This window comes from Halomonas mongoliensis, from assembly GCF_052496345.1.
Window position 1 is genome coordinate 3,357,170 of record NZ_CP199288.1, and the last position, 16,559, is coordinate 3,373,728.

Annotated in this window: 12 protein-coding genes; 1 reads left to right on the forward strand and 11 read right to left on the reverse strand. The window is 72.4% G+C overall.

Going from position 1 to position 16,559, the window contains the following annotated elements; translation table 11 throughout:
- Positions 1-69 precede the first annotated feature (69 nt).
- Positions 70-2,520: an ATP-dependent helicase HrpB gene (gene hrpB, locus ACRYRV_RS15720; RefSeq protein WP_444984510.1), complete on the forward strand. Its 2,451-nt coding sequence runs from the start codon at positions 70-72 to the stop codon at positions 2,518-2,520.
- 71 nt (positions 2,521-2,591) lie between these two features.
- Here the strand turns inward: hrpB and ACRYRV_RS15725 are convergent, their stop codons facing one another.
- From ACRYRV_RS15725 to ACRYRV_RS15775, 11 genes are all read right to left on the reverse strand, one after another.
- Complete coding sequence (locus tag ACRYRV_RS15725) at positions 2,592-3,938, reverse strand: DUF3999 domain-containing protein (RefSeq protein WP_444984509.1); 1,347 nt, start codon at positions 3,936-3,938, stop codon at positions 2,592-2,594.
- Positions 3,935-6,601, reverse strand: coding sequence for a DUF2339 domain-containing protein (locus ACRYRV_RS15730; RefSeq protein ID WP_444984508.1), 2,667 nt, complete (start codon positions 6,599-6,601; stop codon positions 3,935-3,937). Before ACRYRV_RS15730 ends, ACRYRV_RS15725 begins: the two co-directional genes overlap by 4 nt.
- A gap of 143 nt (positions 6,602-6,744) precedes the next feature.
- Positions 6,745-7,932, reverse strand: a complete 1,188-nt coding sequence (locus ACRYRV_RS15735) for an RNA-guided endonuclease InsQ/TnpB family protein (RefSeq protein WP_444984507.1) — start codon at positions 7,930-7,932, stop codon at positions 6,745-6,747.
- Positions 7,933-8,132: 200 nt separating this feature from the next.
- Positions 8,133-11,003, reverse strand: a complete 2,871-nt coding sequence (locus tag ACRYRV_RS15740; protein WP_444984506.1) for a proton-conducting transporter transmembrane domain-containing protein — start codon at positions 11,001-11,003, stop codon at positions 8,133-8,135.
- On the reverse strand, positions 11,000-11,281 hold the full coding sequence (locus ACRYRV_RS15745; protein WP_299311814.1) for an NADH-quinone oxidoreductase subunit K: 282 nt from the start codon (positions 11,279-11,281) through the stop codon (positions 11,000-11,002). The genes ACRYRV_RS15740 and ACRYRV_RS15745 overlap by 4 nt, the downstream gene beginning before the upstream one ends.
- Positions 11,278-12,204 (reverse strand): hydrogenase subunit MbhD domain-containing protein, encoded by a 927-nt coding sequence (locus ACRYRV_RS15750; protein ID WP_444984505.1) that lies wholly within the window; start codon positions 12,202-12,204, stop codon positions 11,278-11,280. Before ACRYRV_RS15750 ends, ACRYRV_RS15745 begins: the two co-directional genes overlap by 4 nt.
- A complete protein-coding gene (mnhG, locus tag ACRYRV_RS15755) occupies positions 12,201-12,548 on the reverse strand; it encodes a monovalent cation/H(+) antiporter subunit G (protein ID WP_309636420.1) in 348 nt (115 codons plus the stop codon). Before mnhG ends, ACRYRV_RS15750 begins: the two co-directional genes overlap by 4 nt.
- Positions 12,541-12,831: a monovalent cation/H+ antiporter complex subunit F gene (locus ACRYRV_RS15760; protein WP_309636419.1), complete on the reverse strand. Its 291-nt coding sequence runs from the start codon at positions 12,829-12,831 to the stop codon at positions 12,541-12,543. The genes mnhG and ACRYRV_RS15760 overlap by 8 nt, the downstream gene beginning before the upstream one ends.
- Positions 12,831-13,331, reverse strand: coding sequence for a Na+/H+ antiporter subunit E (locus ACRYRV_RS15765; protein WP_309636418.1), 501 nt, complete (start codon positions 13,329-13,331; stop codon positions 12,831-12,833). Before ACRYRV_RS15765 ends, ACRYRV_RS15760 begins: the two co-directional genes overlap by 1 nt.
- The gene (locus tag ACRYRV_RS15770; RefSeq protein WP_444984504.1) at positions 13,328-16,096 is read right to left on the reverse strand and encodes a cation-translocating P-type ATPase; all 2,769 of its coding nucleotides are present in this window, start codon (positions 16,094-16,096) and stop codon (positions 13,328-13,330) included. The genes ACRYRV_RS15765 and ACRYRV_RS15770 overlap by 4 nt, the downstream gene beginning before the upstream one ends.
- Before the next feature lie 99 nt (positions 16,097-16,195).
- Positions 16,196-16,555, reverse strand: a complete 360-nt coding sequence (locus ACRYRV_RS15775) for a DUF6482 family protein (protein WP_444984503.1) — start codon at positions 16,553-16,555, stop codon at positions 16,196-16,198.
- Between the last annotated feature and the right edge of the window lie 4 nt (positions 16,556-16,559).

Sequence of the window (16,559 nt, forward strand, 5' to 3'; positions counted from 1 at the left end):
ATGCGAGGGTGCCTGTGGGGCACGGCGAAGATATCTGGCAAATCGTATATGAAACAGGATGACAGTTCGATGACAGCGGCACTGCCCATCGAGGCCAGGCTCGACGCCATCCAGGCCGCCCTGGCGGCACACTCGCGCGCGCTGCTGGTGGCCGAGCCCGGCGCCGGCAAGACCACCCGGGTGCCCCTGGCCCTGCTCGAGGCCCCCTGGGCCGCCGAGGGCCGGCTGTTGCTGCTGGAGCCGCGGCGGGTGGCGGCGCGGCTTGCCGCCGGCTTTATGGCGGAAAGCCTGGGGGAAAGCGTAGGCGAGACGGTGGGCTACCGGATGCGCGGCGAGAGCCGGGTCGGCCCGCACACCCGCCTCGAGGTAGTGACGCAGGGCGTGCTGACCCGCATGCTCCAGGAGGACCCGCTGCTGGAGGGGGTAGCCGGCATCCTCTTCGACGAGTTCCACGAGCGCAGCCTGGAGGCCGACCTCGGCCTGGCGCTGGCCCTGGACGCCCAGTCGGTGCGCGACGATCTGCGCCTCCTGGTGATGTCGGCGACCCTGGACGTCGAGGCCCTGCTCGGCGTGCTGGGCGAGGGCACCCCGGTGATCGACTGCCCGGGGCGCACCTTTCCCGTTGCGACTCGCTACCGCGCCCTCAACGCCCGGGAGGAGACCGCGCCCCAGCAGGCCCGGGCGCTGCTCGACGCCATGGGGCAGCAGGAGGGCGACGCCCTGGTGATCCTCCCCGGGGTGGCGGAGATCCGTCGCCTGGCCCGGGAGCTATCGAGCCGGTCGCCCGAGCTTGCCGTCATGGAGCTGCACGGCCGCCTGCCGCTCGAGGCGCAGCGCCGCGCCCTGCGCCCGGACCCCGAGGGGCGACGCCGCGTAGTGCTCGCCACCGCCATCGCCGAGTCCAGCGTCACCGTGGACGGCGTGCGCCTGGTGGTGGACGCAGGCCAGGAGCGGGTGCCGGTGTTCCAGCCGCGAAGCGGCCTGACCCGGCTGGAGACGCGCCGCGTCAATCGCGCCAGTGCCGACCAGCGCCGGGGCCGCGCCGGCCGCCAGGGCCCCGGCCTCTGCCTGCGGCTCTGGGCCGAGGAGCAGCCGCTCGTTCCCCACGGCGAGCCGGAGATGCGCCAGGCCGACCTTGCCCCGCTCGCCTTCGAACTGGCGCGCTGGGGCGTGACCGACCCGGGTAGCCTCGCCTGGGTGACACCGCCCCCCGCCGCGGCACTTTCCGCCGGCCGAGAGCTACTCGGGCGCCTGGGACTGCTGGATGCCGAGCACCACCTCTCCGAGCTGGGTCGCCGGGCCGCCCGCTGGCCCACCCATCCGCGCCTGGCGGCGATGCTGGAGCGCGCCCGAGCGCTCGACGCGCTGCCGCTGGCCTGCGCCCTGGTCGCGCTGCTTGAAGGGCGCGGCCTGGACGACGAGCGTGACCTCGAGCAGGCCCTGCAGGCACGGCTCAAGGCGCCGAGGGAGCACCGCCAGTGGCAGCGGGACGCCGAGCGGCTGGCCCGTATCGCCCGGGTGAGCCTCAAGGTGGCAGGTCTGGCCCCGCTCGGTGAGCTGCTGGCGCTGGCCTATCCGGAGCGCATCGCCCAGCGCCTGGATGCCCCGGGCCGCTTTCGCCTGGCTAGCGGGGGCCTGGCGACCCTGCCCGACCACCACCCCCTGGCCCACGCCGCGCTGCTGGTGGCGGTGGAGCTGGACGGCGAGGCGAGCGGGGCGCGGATCTTTCGCGCCGTGGGGCTCTCTCAAAAGCGGATGGAAGTGCTCTATCCCGAGTGCGGCGAGTGGCGGGCGAGCCTTGTGTGGTCCGACGCCGATGGTCGCTTGCTCGGCGAGCAGGTGCGTGGCCTGGGCGCGGTGGTGCTGGAGCGAAGGCCCCTGGCCAAGCCGCCGGCCGAGGCGGTCAGGACGGCGCTGATCGAGGCGCTGCGCCGCCGGGGGCTCCCCCGGGATGACGTCCTGACTCAGTTACAGGGGAGGGTGGCGCTGCTGCGCCGCACCTTCGACTCTGATGAGCAGGCAGCCTGGCCCGACTGGTCCGACGAGGCACTGCTCGCGAGCCTCGAGGCGTGGCTCGCTCCGCACCTCGATGGCATCACCCGGCTCGACGCCGTGGAGCGCCTGCCCCTGGCGCGCCTGCTGCTCGACACCCTCGACTGGCCGCTTCGCGCCCGCCTGGATGAGCTGGCCCCGGAGCGGCTCCCGGTGCCCAGCGGTGCCAGCCACCGGGTGGACTATGCGCCCTGTCTCGAGGGCAAGCCGCCGGTGCTGGCGGTGAAGCTGCAGGAGTGCTTCGGCTGGGAGGCCTCGCCCCGGGTCGCCGACGGCCGCGAACCGGTGCTGCTGCACCTGCTCTCGCCGGCGCGCCGCCCGCTGCAGGTCACCGCGGATCTTGCGAGCTTCTGGGCGGGCGGCTATCCGGAGGTCCGCAAGGAGATGCGCGGCCGCTACCCCAAGCACCCCTGGCCGGAAGACCCTACCACCGCCGAGGCCACCGCCCGCACCAAGCGGCGTAGCTGATCCTGGCATACCCGGGGCCGAGGATTCCGCGGCACCAGAGGCGCCGCCTGCCCCCAGCGGCGCGACCGGAGCTAGCTTCGCAGCAGGCGAAGGGCCAGGCCGCCGACCAGCCCTGCCCCGAGGATCAGCACGCCCCACAGCAGCCACTGGGTCCAGTCCCGGGGCGGGCGAAGCGCCGCCTCTCCGGCCAGGGGCTGCGCCTCCCCCAGGCGGGCGGCGGCCGGCTGCCACCCCGCTCCGTGACGCTCCACCAGGGAGGCCAGTACCGCCTCCACCGGCGCGGGTCGGCGGCTCTCCCGGGCGCTGCCGGCGGCGAGTTGCCAGGGCGGCTCCCCCTCGGCCAGGAAGAGCAGCTGCTCCGGGTGGTAGCCTAGGCGCAGCCCCGGCGGGGCCTCGGCGCTCCATGACGTGCTTACCAGGCGCCACTGGCGGTCCCGACCGGGGGTGCGAAGGGACTGCGGCGCCGAACGCAGCGCCTCGCCGTCGCCGGCCAGCCGGTAGCCCGTCCAGGGGGCGGCCCGCAGCCGCCAGGCATCGTCATCATGCTCGCGGCTGTAGAGTCGCCATTGGCTGGCATAGGCCGCCTCGCTCTCCACGTCCGCCAGCGTTACCGGCAGCCGCTGCGTCAGGCGGTAGTGAAATGTCTGCTCGCCCTGGAGGGTGCCGGCCAGGATCCGCCACTCGGGGTCTGGCAGCGCCAGCGGTGGGCGGGTCACCGCGGCCACACCGCTCAGCGCAACCGGTGGGAAGTCGTCGTCCGGTCGCAGCCTCAGGTAGCGTGCCGATACCGCGCCCAGCTCCAGCCGTCGGCGTACCAGCTGCTCGCCCTCATGGGCGATATCCAGCAGCCGCCCCCGGGCGGGAAGCCGTCGCCACCCCTCGAGATCATCGCTCGCCTCGACGCGATAGCGGCTGTTCACGGGGCGTTCACTGGCCTCCCACTCAAGCTCCAGGGCCGTGATCGGCGTTGCCATCCCGCTAAGGTCGACCAGGGCGGCGCCGTCGCCGCGCTCACTCCCGGGTTGAACGCCTCGGCTCTCCACCCGGCGCAGCCGCCCCGAGGGGTCGGTCTCGGTGACCAGCTCCCAGCGCGCCTCGCTGCTCGCAGGCAGGGGCAGCGGGAACCAGGGGACGGCCTGGCGCTGCTCCTCCGCGGTCTCCGCCGGCCCGCTCGGGCGCAGCAGGGTGGGCACCGCTCGACCTCGGCTGTCGAACACCTGGAGATCCGCCAGGGCGGGGGTGTGCAGGGTGGCATAGACCTCCGACGGGAGGGTCAGTCGATAGGCCGGCGCTTCGGCATCGACGATGATCGGCCAGGCCTGCTGCCAGGAGGTGGCCAGGTCGTCGGCCAGCGCCAGGGGCGCCCAGCAGAGCAGCGCTGCCAGCCAGAGTCGGAAAATCGAAGGGGGTGATGTCATGGGGTCTCCTCCCGGGGCGCCGGCTCCCGTGCCTGGCGCGGGGGGGCCGGGGCTATATAGCCCACCGCGATGCAGAGCAGGCCATAGCCGATAAAGGAGGCGATGCCGAGCAGGTTGCCGAGATGGGTGCGGTCCACCAGCACCAGCTTGGCCAGCACGACGGCCATCAGCAGCGCCGAGACCAGCCACACCTCGCGCAGTCGGCGCCGAGACCCCAGGATCCAGCCGCTGACGCCGAGGACGCTCCACAGCAGCGTCAGGGCGGTCTGCACCGCCTGGTGCTCCAGCAGGGACGGCGACCAGGGGCCGAGGTCGAGCAGGTGGGCGCCGCGCAGCACCTCCAGGGAGAGCAGGGCAAAGGCGGCCAGTGCCAGGGCCAGGACGCCCCGCTCCTGCAGCCGGGCGGGACAGATCGGGTCCCGCTGCAGCCGCCAGAGCACCAGCAGGCTGGCCCCCTGGGCCAGGAACAGCGGATTGAGCAGCGGCCACCAGGCCAGAGGGGCGGGGCGGCCGGGCCTGCCGAGGAGCAGGAGCCAGAGTGCCGCCAGGGCCAGGGCGAGACTGGCCGCCAGTGCCGGCCGCCACGCCTCGGCTGGCGGCAGCATGGCCGCCAGGAGCAGGGGCGGGCGCAGCAGCAGCAGGGCGAGCAGGCCGAGCCAGGGCAGCAGCGCCGCCGCCAGTCGCCAGCCCTCACCGAGGGGAGGCGGCAGGGCGGCCAGCAGCGCCCCGGTGAGAAAGAGTGCCAGGGCCCAGAGCCAGGCCCCCTGGGCCCAGGCACCGGGCTCCCGATGGTGTGGCGCGCCGACGGCGGTCAGCCGCAGCACCCGCAGCTGTCGGTCCCCGAGGATCACCACCAGGGCCCAGCCCCAGGGCGCGAGCTGACTCAGGGTAACGGGGCTTGAGTGCGGCGCCACCAGGGGAGCCGCCAGCAGGGGGAGGGTGGCGAGCAGGCCGGCGGCCAGGCTCCAGGCCAGGGCCGGTGCAGGGTGACGACGGTGGAATTCGGCGATCAGCGCACCGGTCAGGGCGAGCAGCGCCAGACGCCAGTCGTCGGCGAGGTGGGAAGGGGCAAGGCGGCCGATCTCCTGGAGGGCGATCCCCAGCCACCAGGCCAGTCCCCACAGGTAGGCCCCCAGCGCCCAGCGGGAGCGGCCCCGGTGCCGGAGGCACCAGGCCGAGGCGAGGCCGGAGGCCGCGATGAGGGCCCCCGCCATGAAGGTGGGGTTGGCCAATGCCAGCGTCTCCGGGCGCTGGAAGGGCAGGCTCAGGATCAGGACGACGCCCGCCAGCAGCTGCAGCCCCGCGCCGGTCAGCTGCGGCAGCAGGCGGCGCTGGCGCAGGCCCAGCCAGATCAGGGCGGCCCCTTCGACGGCGAAGATGCTGGCGCTGACCCGGGCCGAGAGCGCCAGGGGAACCGCCAGGGTGGCCAGCCCCACCGCCAGCACGGCGTGGGCCTCCCCGAGCGGACGAAGGCTCGGGCGCCGCCGCAGCAGCGCGGCGAGCAGGGTGTAGAGCAGCCCCAGGCCCAGGGCGCAGAAGGCCAGCGGCAGGCGGGCACCCTCCAGCAGGGCCGCCTGGAGGCCGAAGGCCACCAGGGGGGTGCCGAAGACCAGGCTGCCGTCGATCATCCGGCCATCCGTCAGCCCGGTGCGGCCTGGGGGGCGGCGGCGGGCGTAGAGGATCGGGATGACCAGGTAGATCAGGAAGAAGAGGGCCAGGAAGGGCTGTGCGATGGCGTAGTCCTGGGGCCTGTAGGCGAGCACGCCCCAGGCGGTGGCGATCACGAAGGTGGCCAGGAACCCCAGCAGGTTCAGCAGGCGCCAGGGGCGGTACCAGGCGATGGCGAAGATCGCCAGGTTGAGCAGGGCGTAGTAGCCGAACAGCACCGCCGGGTCGCCGCGCCCGGAGGCCAGCCACAGCGGTGCCAGGAAGCCCGCCAGAGTGCCCAGCACCGCCAGGGCCAGGGCGTTCTGCAGCACCGCCAGCAGACAGAGCCCGGCCACCAGGGTCACGCTCAGGGCGAAGGCCAGGGGCAGCGGCACCAGGCCGAAGCGCTGGGCGGCGGCGAAGATCACCATCAGCAGGATACCCACGGCGCCGCCCTGAAGGCTCAGGGCAAAGACGCGGCGCGCCTGGCGCTGGCGCCAGCCGAGGCCCAGTGCCCCGAGGGCCAGGAAGGCGATGCCGGCCAGGCGCAGCGCCGGCGGCAGGCTCAGCCAACCCTCCTCGGTGGCGTGGCGGATCAGCGCCGCCAGGCCGGCGAAGAGCACCAGGGTCCCCACCTTGACCGGAACATTGCCCTCGGTGAGCCAGCCCCAGGCCGTGGCCTTGAGCCTTGCCGCCCGGTCGGTGATCAGCGCACCGAGGCGGCTCGTCTGGCGGGACGCGGCGGCCGGTTCGGCGAGGTCGGGCTCGCGCCAGCCGTTCCGGCGAGGCGTGGTGGGCTCCGCGGCAGAGGGGGCAGCGGGCGTAGCGGGCGTGTCAGGGGCAGGGTCGCGGGCGCTCTCCGGCGTCAGGCTCGCGTCCCGCGCCGTGCGCCGCAGCAGCGTCGCCTCCAGTGCCTCCACCCGGCGCTGCAGACGCGCCGTGCGCACCAGGGCCAGGATCGCCACGGCGATCGGCAGCCCCACCAGGGCCAGTAACAGCAGTGTCAGCAGCGGCATGGCATCCCTCCCTTGCTCGACTCCTAGCTTGACCTCCTCCCCTCCCTTCACGCTGACGCGATTTAGGAAGAGGATTCCCTGTCGGGTACCAACCCGATCGCTCGGGTGGCCGGTTCCTGCTGCTGACGGCCTTACCGCACCGTTCACTTCACAGGCGCGACGGGCAGGTCCTGCCCTGACAGCTGCTCATGCGCTTTCGCCAGGATGTTCCGGGCGCCGACGACATCGGCGTGGTCGGCATGCCCACAGGCCTGGCAGCAAAAGGACGCTCGGCTCAGGCGGTTGGCCGCCTCAACATGCCCGCACTCGGGGCACGTCTGGCTGGTGTGATGAGGCGGCACGGCGACCAGCAGGCCGCCTCGCCACGCCTGCTTGTAGGTGAGCTGGCGCCGGAACTCGAACCAGCCCTGGTCGAGAATGGCCTTGTTCAACCCCGCCTTCTGTTTCACCCGCTTGCCCGGTGCCGCCAGGGAACCCTTGGCCGAGGCCGTCATGTGGGACACCCGCAGATCCTCGATGGCCACCATGGCGTGGTTGTTGCACATGGTGGTCGAGAGCTTGTGAAGGGTGTCGCGACGGACGTTGGCGGCTTTCTGGTGCAGCCGGGCGATGCGCGCTTTCTGCTTCTTCCAGTTCTGGGAGAACCGGGTCTTGTGCTTGAGTCGGCGCTGCGCCGTGGCGATACGCTGTTCCAGTTGCCGGAAGCTGTTGCGCCCGGCATGGGGCGTGCCGTGGGAATCCACGGCGAAGTGTGCCACCCCCATGTCCAGGCCCACCGCGGCGGTGGCCGGGTGCCTGGGCGGTGCCTCCACCGCGATCTCGACCTGGAAGCTGATGTGCCAGTGGCCGCCATCGAGGCCCACGGTACAGCTGGTGATCTTGCCTTCTACCGGACGCGACTGGCGAAAACGCACCCAGTCCAGGCCGGCAGGCAGCTTCACGCGGCGATGATCGAGCCGGCAGTATTTGGGGAAATTGACGAAGCGGATGGCGTCCCGCGACTTGCCTTTCTTCTTGAAACGGGGCGCGTCGGCGGCCAAGCTCGGCGTGAAATGCCGCTGCCAGGCCGTGTCGAGGTCGCGGAGCTTCTGCTGGAGGTTGTCGGTGTAGGCCTCGGTGAGAAATGCCGTGGCCTCCTGGCGTTTCCAGGCGGTGATCCAGCCGGCCATGGTGCCATAGCGCGGCACCCGTTCGCCCTGCTCCCGGGCGGCGAGGCATTCGGCCAAGGCGTGATTCCAGACGAAGCGTGCATGACCGGCCAGTACGCGCAGCCGCGCCGCCTGTTGGGGCGTCGGGTCAAGGCGATACTTCAAACCGAGCTGGCGCTTCATCAAGACCGCCCCATGACTGTATATATCCACACACTAGCAGTGGCAGAGGGATTTGCAAACGGCTCCCCAGTGAGCCTTCGGCTCACACCGCATTCCCCCGCACACCTTGGTCGGTGTGGGTACCCTGCGGATTCTGGATGGGCCAGCCCCAGGCTGCTGTCGCGTGCCGCCGTCACGGAAGTGGGCGCCGCCCCTTGGCCTCACGCCAGCCCGGTCAGCCCCAGCAGCAGGGCGGTGAGTCCCAGGCAGACGCCGAAGGCGGGCCAGGGCATCAGCCAGGCGTCGGCGCGGCGCAGTCCCCAGCGCCAGCGGCGCGCTGCCCGCCGGGCCTTGAGACGCCGCCCCCGGCTGATCGCCTGCGCGCGCCGCCGATATCTGGCCAGGCGACGATGAAGCGGCGCGGCACGCAGCAGAGCGAGCCCCAGCGCCAGGGCGACCAGCGCCGGCAGCAGCGCCTTGAGCCAGGCACCCGGCGCGGCCAGATAGGCCGGGGGAACGCCGGCCCAGACCCAGGGCAGCAGAGCTGCCAGAGCGCCCAGTGCCCCGAGCGATGCTGCCAGCCAGGTCGGCGTCGCGCTGTCTTGCGCTGGAGGCTCGAGTCGCCATAGCAGCCAGCCCAGCCTGAGCATCACCAGGCTCGTCAGCATCCCGCTCAGGGCCACCGGCCAGGCGGCCAGCGACGCCTCGTTCAGCGCCGTCTCCATGCCCGCTTTCACCGCCAGGCCGCTTGAGGGCGGCAGCCCCGCCAGGGTCAGGGCGGGCAGCGCCAGAGCGCCCAGCAGCAGGGTGCGCCCGCTTGCGCTGCGGGCGAACAGCCCTGAGCCCATAAGCAGCCCTGCGCCGATAAAGAGCGCCGCCTTGGCCAGGGCGTGGGCGGCCACCAGCCCCAGCAGGGCCGGCAGGGCGGCGGGGCTGCCCAGCAGGTGCAGGCCCAGCAGCGCCGTGGCGAGGCCCATCTGACTGACGCTGGACCACGCCAGCAGCGGCTTGGGGCCGGCCTGAGCCAGGCCGCGGGCGGCGCCATAGAGGGCGCCGGCCAGGCCCGCCGCGATCAGGGCGTCGCCGGCGGCCGTGGCGCCGTCGCCCAGCAGCAGCACCCCGCCCAGCAGCCCCACCTTGATCATCAGCCCCGAGAGCACGGCGCTGGCCAGCGGTGGGGCGACGGGGTGGGCCAGGGGCAGCCAGGCGTGGACGCCGATGGCCCCCGTCTTGATGGCAAGCCCAAACCCCAGCGCCGCCAGCGCCGGCCCCGGCAGCCCCGCCTCGTCCAGGTCGGCAAAGGCCAGCGACGGCGAGGCCTGCCAGGCCAGGGTCAGGCCCAGCAGCAGGCTCACCTCGGCGACCAGCATCATCGCCAGGTACCCGGCGGCGGCGCGCCGAGCCCCCGGGCTGCCGCCCAGCCAGATCAGCCCCCAGCCGGCGAGCCCCAGCCAGGCCGTCCCCAGGTAGAAGGTAAAGAGGTCACCGGCGGTGAGGGTGACCAGATGAGCCGCGGCAGTCAGCGCGAGCAGCGCCGTCAGGCCCGGAGGTGAGCCGGAGGCCCGGCCGGCCGGCGTTGCCGAACGGGAGGCGAACAGCACCAGGGGCCAGAGCAGCAGCGCCGGCAGCAGCCAGGGCAGTCGGGTGGCGTCGAGGCTCGGCGGTGCCAGGGCGAGGCCGGCGGCGCCCAGCAGGGCGGCCAGGCCCGCCAGCCAGGCGAGCGCCGTCAGGGCCAGGGCCGGCAGGACCCCGGGGGCATGGCGCTCCTCTTCGAGGCGTGCCGTCGACCGCTCGGCCGGCGCCAGGGCGAGGGAGGCGATGCGCCATAGCCAGGCGGCGGTGAGCAGAGTGCCGGTGAGCATCACCCCGGCCAGCAGCCAGAGCTCCGCCTCCAGGGCGGCACGCAGCAGCCACCACTTGCCGACGAAGCCACCGCTGGGTGGAATGCCCACCAGGGAGAGCCCGCCGATGGCGATCACCCCCCAGGCCAGCGGCTGGCGGTGCGCGCTGCCGGTGAGCCCCGCCAGGCGGTCATGGCCCTGGCGCTGGGCAATTGCCCCGGCTGCCAGGAAGAGCCCGCCCTTGGCCAGGCCGTGGGCCACCAGCAGCCAGAGCGCGCCCCAGGCACCGATGCCCTGCCAGGCGTCGCTGCCGGCGAGGGCCGGTAGCATCAGGGCGTAGCCGCTCTGGGCGAGGGTCGACCAGGCGATCACCAGCTTCAGGCGGCTCTGCAGCATGGCCTGGACGCCACCCCACACCAGGGCCACGGCGCCAAGCCCGGCCAGGGTCTCGCGCATCAGGCTGCCAAGCGCGTCGAAGGGCCCCAGCCAGAGACGCCACAGCACCATCAGGGCGGCGGCCACCACGGCGCCGGAGAGCAGGGCGCTGACCGGAGCCAGGGCCCGGGAGTGGGCCGCCGGCAGCCAGCCGTGCAGGGGCACCATGGCCGCCTTGATCATCAGCCCCAGGGTGATCGCCAGCGCCCCCAGGCGTGAGGCGGGACCATCCTCCAGCACCTCGGCCAGCAGCGCCAGATCGAGTCGGCCGGTCTGGCCGTAGAGCAGCGCCACGCCGAGCAGGTAGAGCAGCGATGCCAGCAGCGAGGCCATCAGGTAGCGCAGGGCGGCCACGTGGAAGGGGTCGTCCCGGGAGCGGCTGACCAGCCCCACGGCGGCGAGCGCCAGCAGCTCCAGCGTGACGTAGAGGTTGAAGAGGTCCCGGGAGAGCAGCAGGGCGTTGAGGGCTGCCCAGAGCAGCCACCAGAGGGTCCAGAGGTAGCGATCCTCCCGATGGCTCGACTCGGCGGCCAGCGTCAGGCTGGCCAGTGCCATCAGCAGGCCGACCATGGCGATCAGGGCCGCGGCGGGGGCGTCGAACCCCCAGGCGATGCCCAGCGGCGGGGCCCAGCCGCCCAGCCAGAGCTCGCTATCGAGGGTTTCGAGGGTGGCGGCCAGCCCTGCGCCGGTCAGGGTCAGCCCGCCCAGGGCGATGGCCACCTGAGATCGCACCGGTAGCGCGCCGAGAAAGGCGCTCATTGCGAGTGCCAGCGGCAGTACCACCAGCAGGGGCAGCAGGAGGTCCGCCGGGGTCACGTTTCCTCCTTTCGGCGACGGCGCTCATGGGCCTGCACGGTCAGGGCGAGCACGGCGGCGGTGGTGCTGACCGCCACCACGATGCCGGTGAGCACCATGGCATGGGGCAGGGGGTCGACCCCTTCGGCGGTGCGGGCCAGGGTGACCAGCAGCAGGAAGACGGCGCTGGCCAGCACATTGAGGGCCAGCACCCGGCGCAGCAGGTCGGCGGCGCGAAAGAGGCCGACCAGCGCCATGCCGGCCAGCGCCGCCGCCAGCAGCAGGTAGAGTTCGCTCATCGGCCGGGCTCCCCGTAGAGGTAGAAGGCCATCAGCATCAGGGCGATGGAGAGCGCCGCGGCCACCTCCACGGCGAGGATCAGGTGCCCCGCCAGTGCCCCAGGCAGGGCCAGGAAGGTGCCGGCCAGCAGCAGTCCGACCAGCCCCACGACAAGGAACAGCAGCACCCCCGCCACCAGCAGCAGGCGCAGCAGCGGACGGTGGCGAGGCTCCTGCATCCAGGGCACGGCCCCGGCCAGTACCAGGAGCACGCCGCCGGCGCCCAGCACCGCCCCGGCGGGAAAGGCCCCGCCCGGGGCGTGGCTGCCGCGCCACAGCAGGTAGGCGGGCACCAGCAGGAAGAGCGGATGCAGCAATCGGGTCAGGGCCGGGAGGCCCGGGAGCGCCGTGGCCGGTGCATAGGGCCTCAGCGCCGGTCCCAGGGACCAGACCAGGCAGACGGCAGCCAGCATCACGGTGATCTCGAGCAGGGTATCCCAGGCGCGCAGGTTGAGCAGCACGGCGGTGACGGCATGGGCCACGCCGGTTTCGGGCAGCGCCTTGGCCACCGGTGCGGCGAGCCCCGGGCGCGGCAGCTGCCAGGCGACCCAGGCCAGGGCCAGCGTGGCCAGAAGGCCCGTCGCCAGGGCGGCCCAGACCAGAGGACGCTGGGCACGACGCCAGCCAGGGGCGTGGCCTGTGTGGGCCGGCAGCCGCCCCAGGGCGGCCAGCAGCAGGGCGCCGGTGACGCCGGCGCCGATGGCCGCCTCGGCCAGGGCGATATCCAGGGCGTCCAGACGCACCCAGGCCAGTGCCATCACCAGGCCGAACACCATGAAGTGCACCACGGCAGAGAAGCGGTGGGTATCGAAGAGGGCCTGCCAGGCCAGCCAGAGCAGGCCGGCCCCCAGCAGCAGGTCGAAACCCAGCGCCAGGTCGCTCAAGTGCGAGGCTCCTCGCCTCCGCTCTCCTGCCCCGGCGCCTGGGCACCCTCTCGGGGGCGGATGCCGCAGGCCAGGGCAGTGGAGGCGATCAGGGTGGCGCCTACGCTGGAGGCCACCAGCATCAGGGCCCACACCAGGAGTATCTTGACAGCCGCGGCCAGGCTCGCCGCCTGGCAGGCGAGTCCCAGGCAGATCAGCCCCAGACCGAGGTTGTCGGCCTTGGTCAGGGCGTGCAGCCGGGCGTAGAGGTCGGGAAAGCGGATCAGGCCGAGATTGCCGGCCACGAAGAAGCCCGCACCGCAAGCGATCAGGGCATAGCCGACCAGGTGGAGCCACTCAGTCACGCCCCGCCTCCTCGCGGCTGCCGCTCTCCTCATGGAGCAGGGTCCAGGAGCGGGTGACGAAGTTGGCGGTGGCGACGGCGGCCAGCAGGGCGAATATCAACGCCACATCTACCAGGGCGGGCTGGGCGAGGCCCGCGGCGAGCAGCAGCAGCACGGCGATGGCCGAGGCGCTGACCAGTTCGGCGGCGAGCATGCGGTCGGCGCTGGTGGGGCCGCGACGCAGCCGCCACAGGGCCACGCCGAGGTTGAGCAGCAGCAGGGCGGCGATGACCGCATGGAACATCAGCGGGCCTCCCCGGCCTCGTCAGAGGCGTTGCCGGCGGCCGAAACGGCATAGAGGTGGGCGACCCGGGTCTCCAGGCGTGCGAGCCCGAGGCGGGTATCGGCACGCATCTGGAGCACGTGTACCTGGAGTCCAGCGGGGGTCAGGCGCAGCGTCAGGGTGCCGGGAATGAGGTTGACCAGGCTGGCCATCAGCAGCCGCCCCGGCCCCTCGGGCAGGCAGTGCCAGGGGTGGTCAATGACTCGGCTGTGGGGGCTGGGCCCCGGACGGCAGGCCAGCATGGCCACCTGCAGGCCCCCACGCAGGGCGAGCCAGAGTGCCATGGGCAGGAAGGCCAGCAGCGCCAGGGGCCGCAGCCGGGCGACGCCGCTCCGGGGCATCACCAGGGCGGCAACCAGGATGACGGGCACCCCCCAGGCCCAGGCGCTCCCGCCGCCGCTGAGCGCCCACCACAGCAGGGCCAGCAGGAGGAGGCGCCGGGCCAGGCGGCCAGGCGTCACGGTGACTCCAGCCCGGTGTGGCCGCCCTGGCTGTGGTTGGCGGTGGGCTGGCCGCTGACGCCCCGGGCGCGCAGCACCTGCTTCTCCAGCTCCACGATCAGGTAGAGCGCCAGGCTGCCGGCCAGGATCACGCCCCAGTGGCCGAGGCCGAGCCCTTCACTGGCGAAGATCAGCTGCATGAAGGGCAGGTAGGTCCAGGCCAGCTGCAGGGCTACGATGGTACCGATGGAGCCCCACACCGGTCGGCTGCCGAAGATCCCCTCGAGGGAGAGGGTGCTGCGCAGCAGGAAGCGGCTGTTGATCAGATAGGCGGCGCTGCCCATGACCAGCATGTTGACCGCACCGGTGCGGGCCAGCTCGATGCTGCCCCCCTGGCCCTGGATCCAGAGGAACATGCCGAAGACGCCGGTCAGCAGCAGCAGCGAGACGAACACCACCCGCCACAGCAGGAAGAGATCGAGCAGGGAGGCGTCGGGGTCCCGGGGCTTGCGGGTCATGATGTCCTTCTCGGCGTGCTCGAAGGCCAGCGCCAGGCCCAGGGTCACCGCCACCACCATGTTGACCCAGAGCGCCTGGAGCGGGGTCACCGGCAGGGTGGAGCCGGCCAGCACGGCGAGCATGATGGCCAGGCCCTGGCCGCCGTTGGTGGGCAGGATGAAGGTGATGGTCTTGCGGATATTGTCGTAGACCTTGCGGCCCTCGCGGATGGCGCCGACGATGGTGGCGAAGTTGTCATCGGCCAGCACCATCTCGGCGGCCTCCTTGGCGGCCTCGGTGCCCTGGATGCCCATGGCGACGCCCACATCGGCGCGCTTCAGCGCCGGGCCGTCGTTGACGCCGTCGCCGGTCATGGCGCAGATGCCGCCCTGGGCCTGCATCGCCTTGACCAGGCGCAGCTTGTGCTCCGGTGCGGCGCGGGCGAAGACGTCGATCTCCAGGATCACCTGCTCCAGCTCGGCATCGGACATCGCCTCGACCTCGCGGCCGGTGATGGCACGCTCGGTGTGGGCAAAGCCGAGCTGCCGGGAGATGGCCAGGGCCGTCACCGCGTGGTCGCCGGTGATCATCACCGGGCGGATGCCGGCGGCCAGGCACTCCTTGACCGCCTCGATGGCCTCGTCCCGGGGCGGGTCGAGCAGCCCCACCAGGCCCAGCAGCACCAGCTCCTCCTCGGCGTGTTCGTCGGTCAGCTCATGGACGTCGCGCACCCGCTTCTCGGCCAGGGCCAGCACCCGCAGGCCCCGGGAGGAGAGGTCGTGGATGCGCTCTTCCCAGAGCGCCACGTCGAGGTCGACATCCTCGCCGTTGTCGCGCACCCGATGGCACATCTCGAGCAGGCGGTCCGGCGCGCCCTTGACCAGCAGCAGCTGTTCGCCGTCCAGCTTATGCAGGGTGGCCATGTACTTGCGCTCGGACTCGAAGGGGATGGCGTCATGGCGGTCGTGCTTGCCGCGCAGCTCATCGGTGGTCAGCCCCGCCTTGGCGGCGGCGACCACCAGGGCCCCCTCGGTCGGGTCGCCATGGATGCGCCAGCGGTCCCCGTCCTGGGCGAGTTCGGCGTCGTTGCAGAGCACCCCCACCTTGAGGAAGTGGCGCAGGGCATGATCCTCGTCGAGCTCCAGCGCCGCCTCCTCGGCCTCGCCGTCATGCACGCGGTGGAAGCTGCCCTCCGGGGCGAAGCCGATTCCCTCGATGCGCACCTCGCCCTGGGGGAGCCAGATCGCCTGGGCGGTCATCTCGTTGCGGGTCAGGGTGCCGGTCTTGTCCGAGAAGATGGTGGAGATGGAGCCCAGGGTCTCCACCGCCGGCAGGCGACGGATGATGGCGTTCTTCTTCGCCATGGTCTGCACGCCGAGTGCCAGGCCGATGGTGACGATGGCGGGCATCCCCTCGGGGATGGCGGCCACGGCTAGGCCCACGGCCGCCATGAACATGTCCCCCAGGGGCTGGCCGTGGACCAGCACCCCGAAGGCGCCGGTGAGCACCGCCGCGGCGAGGATGAAGAAGGCCAGCACCTGGCCGGCACGATCGATCTGGCGCAGCAGCGGCGTCTTGAGCTGCTCGACGCCGCGCAGCATCTCGGAGATGCGGCCGATCTCGGTGTTGGCGGCGGTCTCCACCACCAGGCCGCGGGCGTTGCCCTGGACCACGATGGTGCTGGCGTAGGCCATGCTGGTGCGGTCGCCCAGGTCGGCGTCCTCCGCCACCGCCTCGCCGTTCTTGTCCACCGGGGTGGACTCGCCGGTCAGCGACGCCTCCTCGGTGCGAAAGCGCCGCGCCTCCAGCAGGCGCAGGTCCGCCGGCACCCGGTCGCCGCTCTCCACCAGCACGATATCACCGGGCACCAGTTCCTCGGCGGGAATGGTCTGGCGCTTGCCGTCACGCAGCACATTGGCCTGGGGGGAGAGCATCTGGCGGATGCTCTCCAGGGCCTGCTCCGCCTTGCCCTCCTGGATGAAGCCGATCAGGGCGATGATCAGCACCACCCCGAAGATCGCCCCGGCATCCAGGGTGTGGCCCAGGGCGAGGCTGGCGATGGCCGCCACGATCAGCACCAGCATCAGGATATTGTTGAACTGCTCCAGCAGCCGCTTCCACCAGGGCCGTGCCTCCGCCTGCTTGAGCTCGTTGGGGCCATACTCCTTGAGGCGCCGCTCGGCGTCGCTGGCGGCAAGCCCGTCGGTCGAGCTGTCGAGGCGCTCGAGAACCTCGTCGGCGGCCAGGGCGTGCCAGGCGGTGGTCTCGCTGCGTTTTGGGTCGGTCATCCTCTACCTCCGGCGCTGGTGGGCGGGTGCTTCCAGAGAACTAGCATACAGCATGTTGCAGTGCAGTGATCCAGGGCAAGAACCGCCGCCAACTCTTCGCTACCCCTGGGTTCTGAAGGCGATACGGGTGCCGTGGGCGAGGCGGGTGTCGCGATCCATCGGGGCCGATGGGGGCAGGCCCACCATCTCGTCGGTCACCTCGGCCCAGGTCAGGATGCCGTGGGTCAGGCCCAGCGGCGCCAGGGCGCGGCTGATCCACTGGGTGCCGGTAAAGCGGCGGGTCTCGCCGTTTCCGTCCACCAGGCGGCTCTCACCGCCGGCATGGTGAAGGCGCACCAGATAGTAGCCCATGTCGAGGGAGTGGACTTCCACCAGCGGCAGCGCTGCGGGATCCAGGCGGCGTGCCAGGGCCTCCAGCGTCAGAGTGGCGGGCAGGGCGGGGGCGTTCAGGGGTATCATGGGA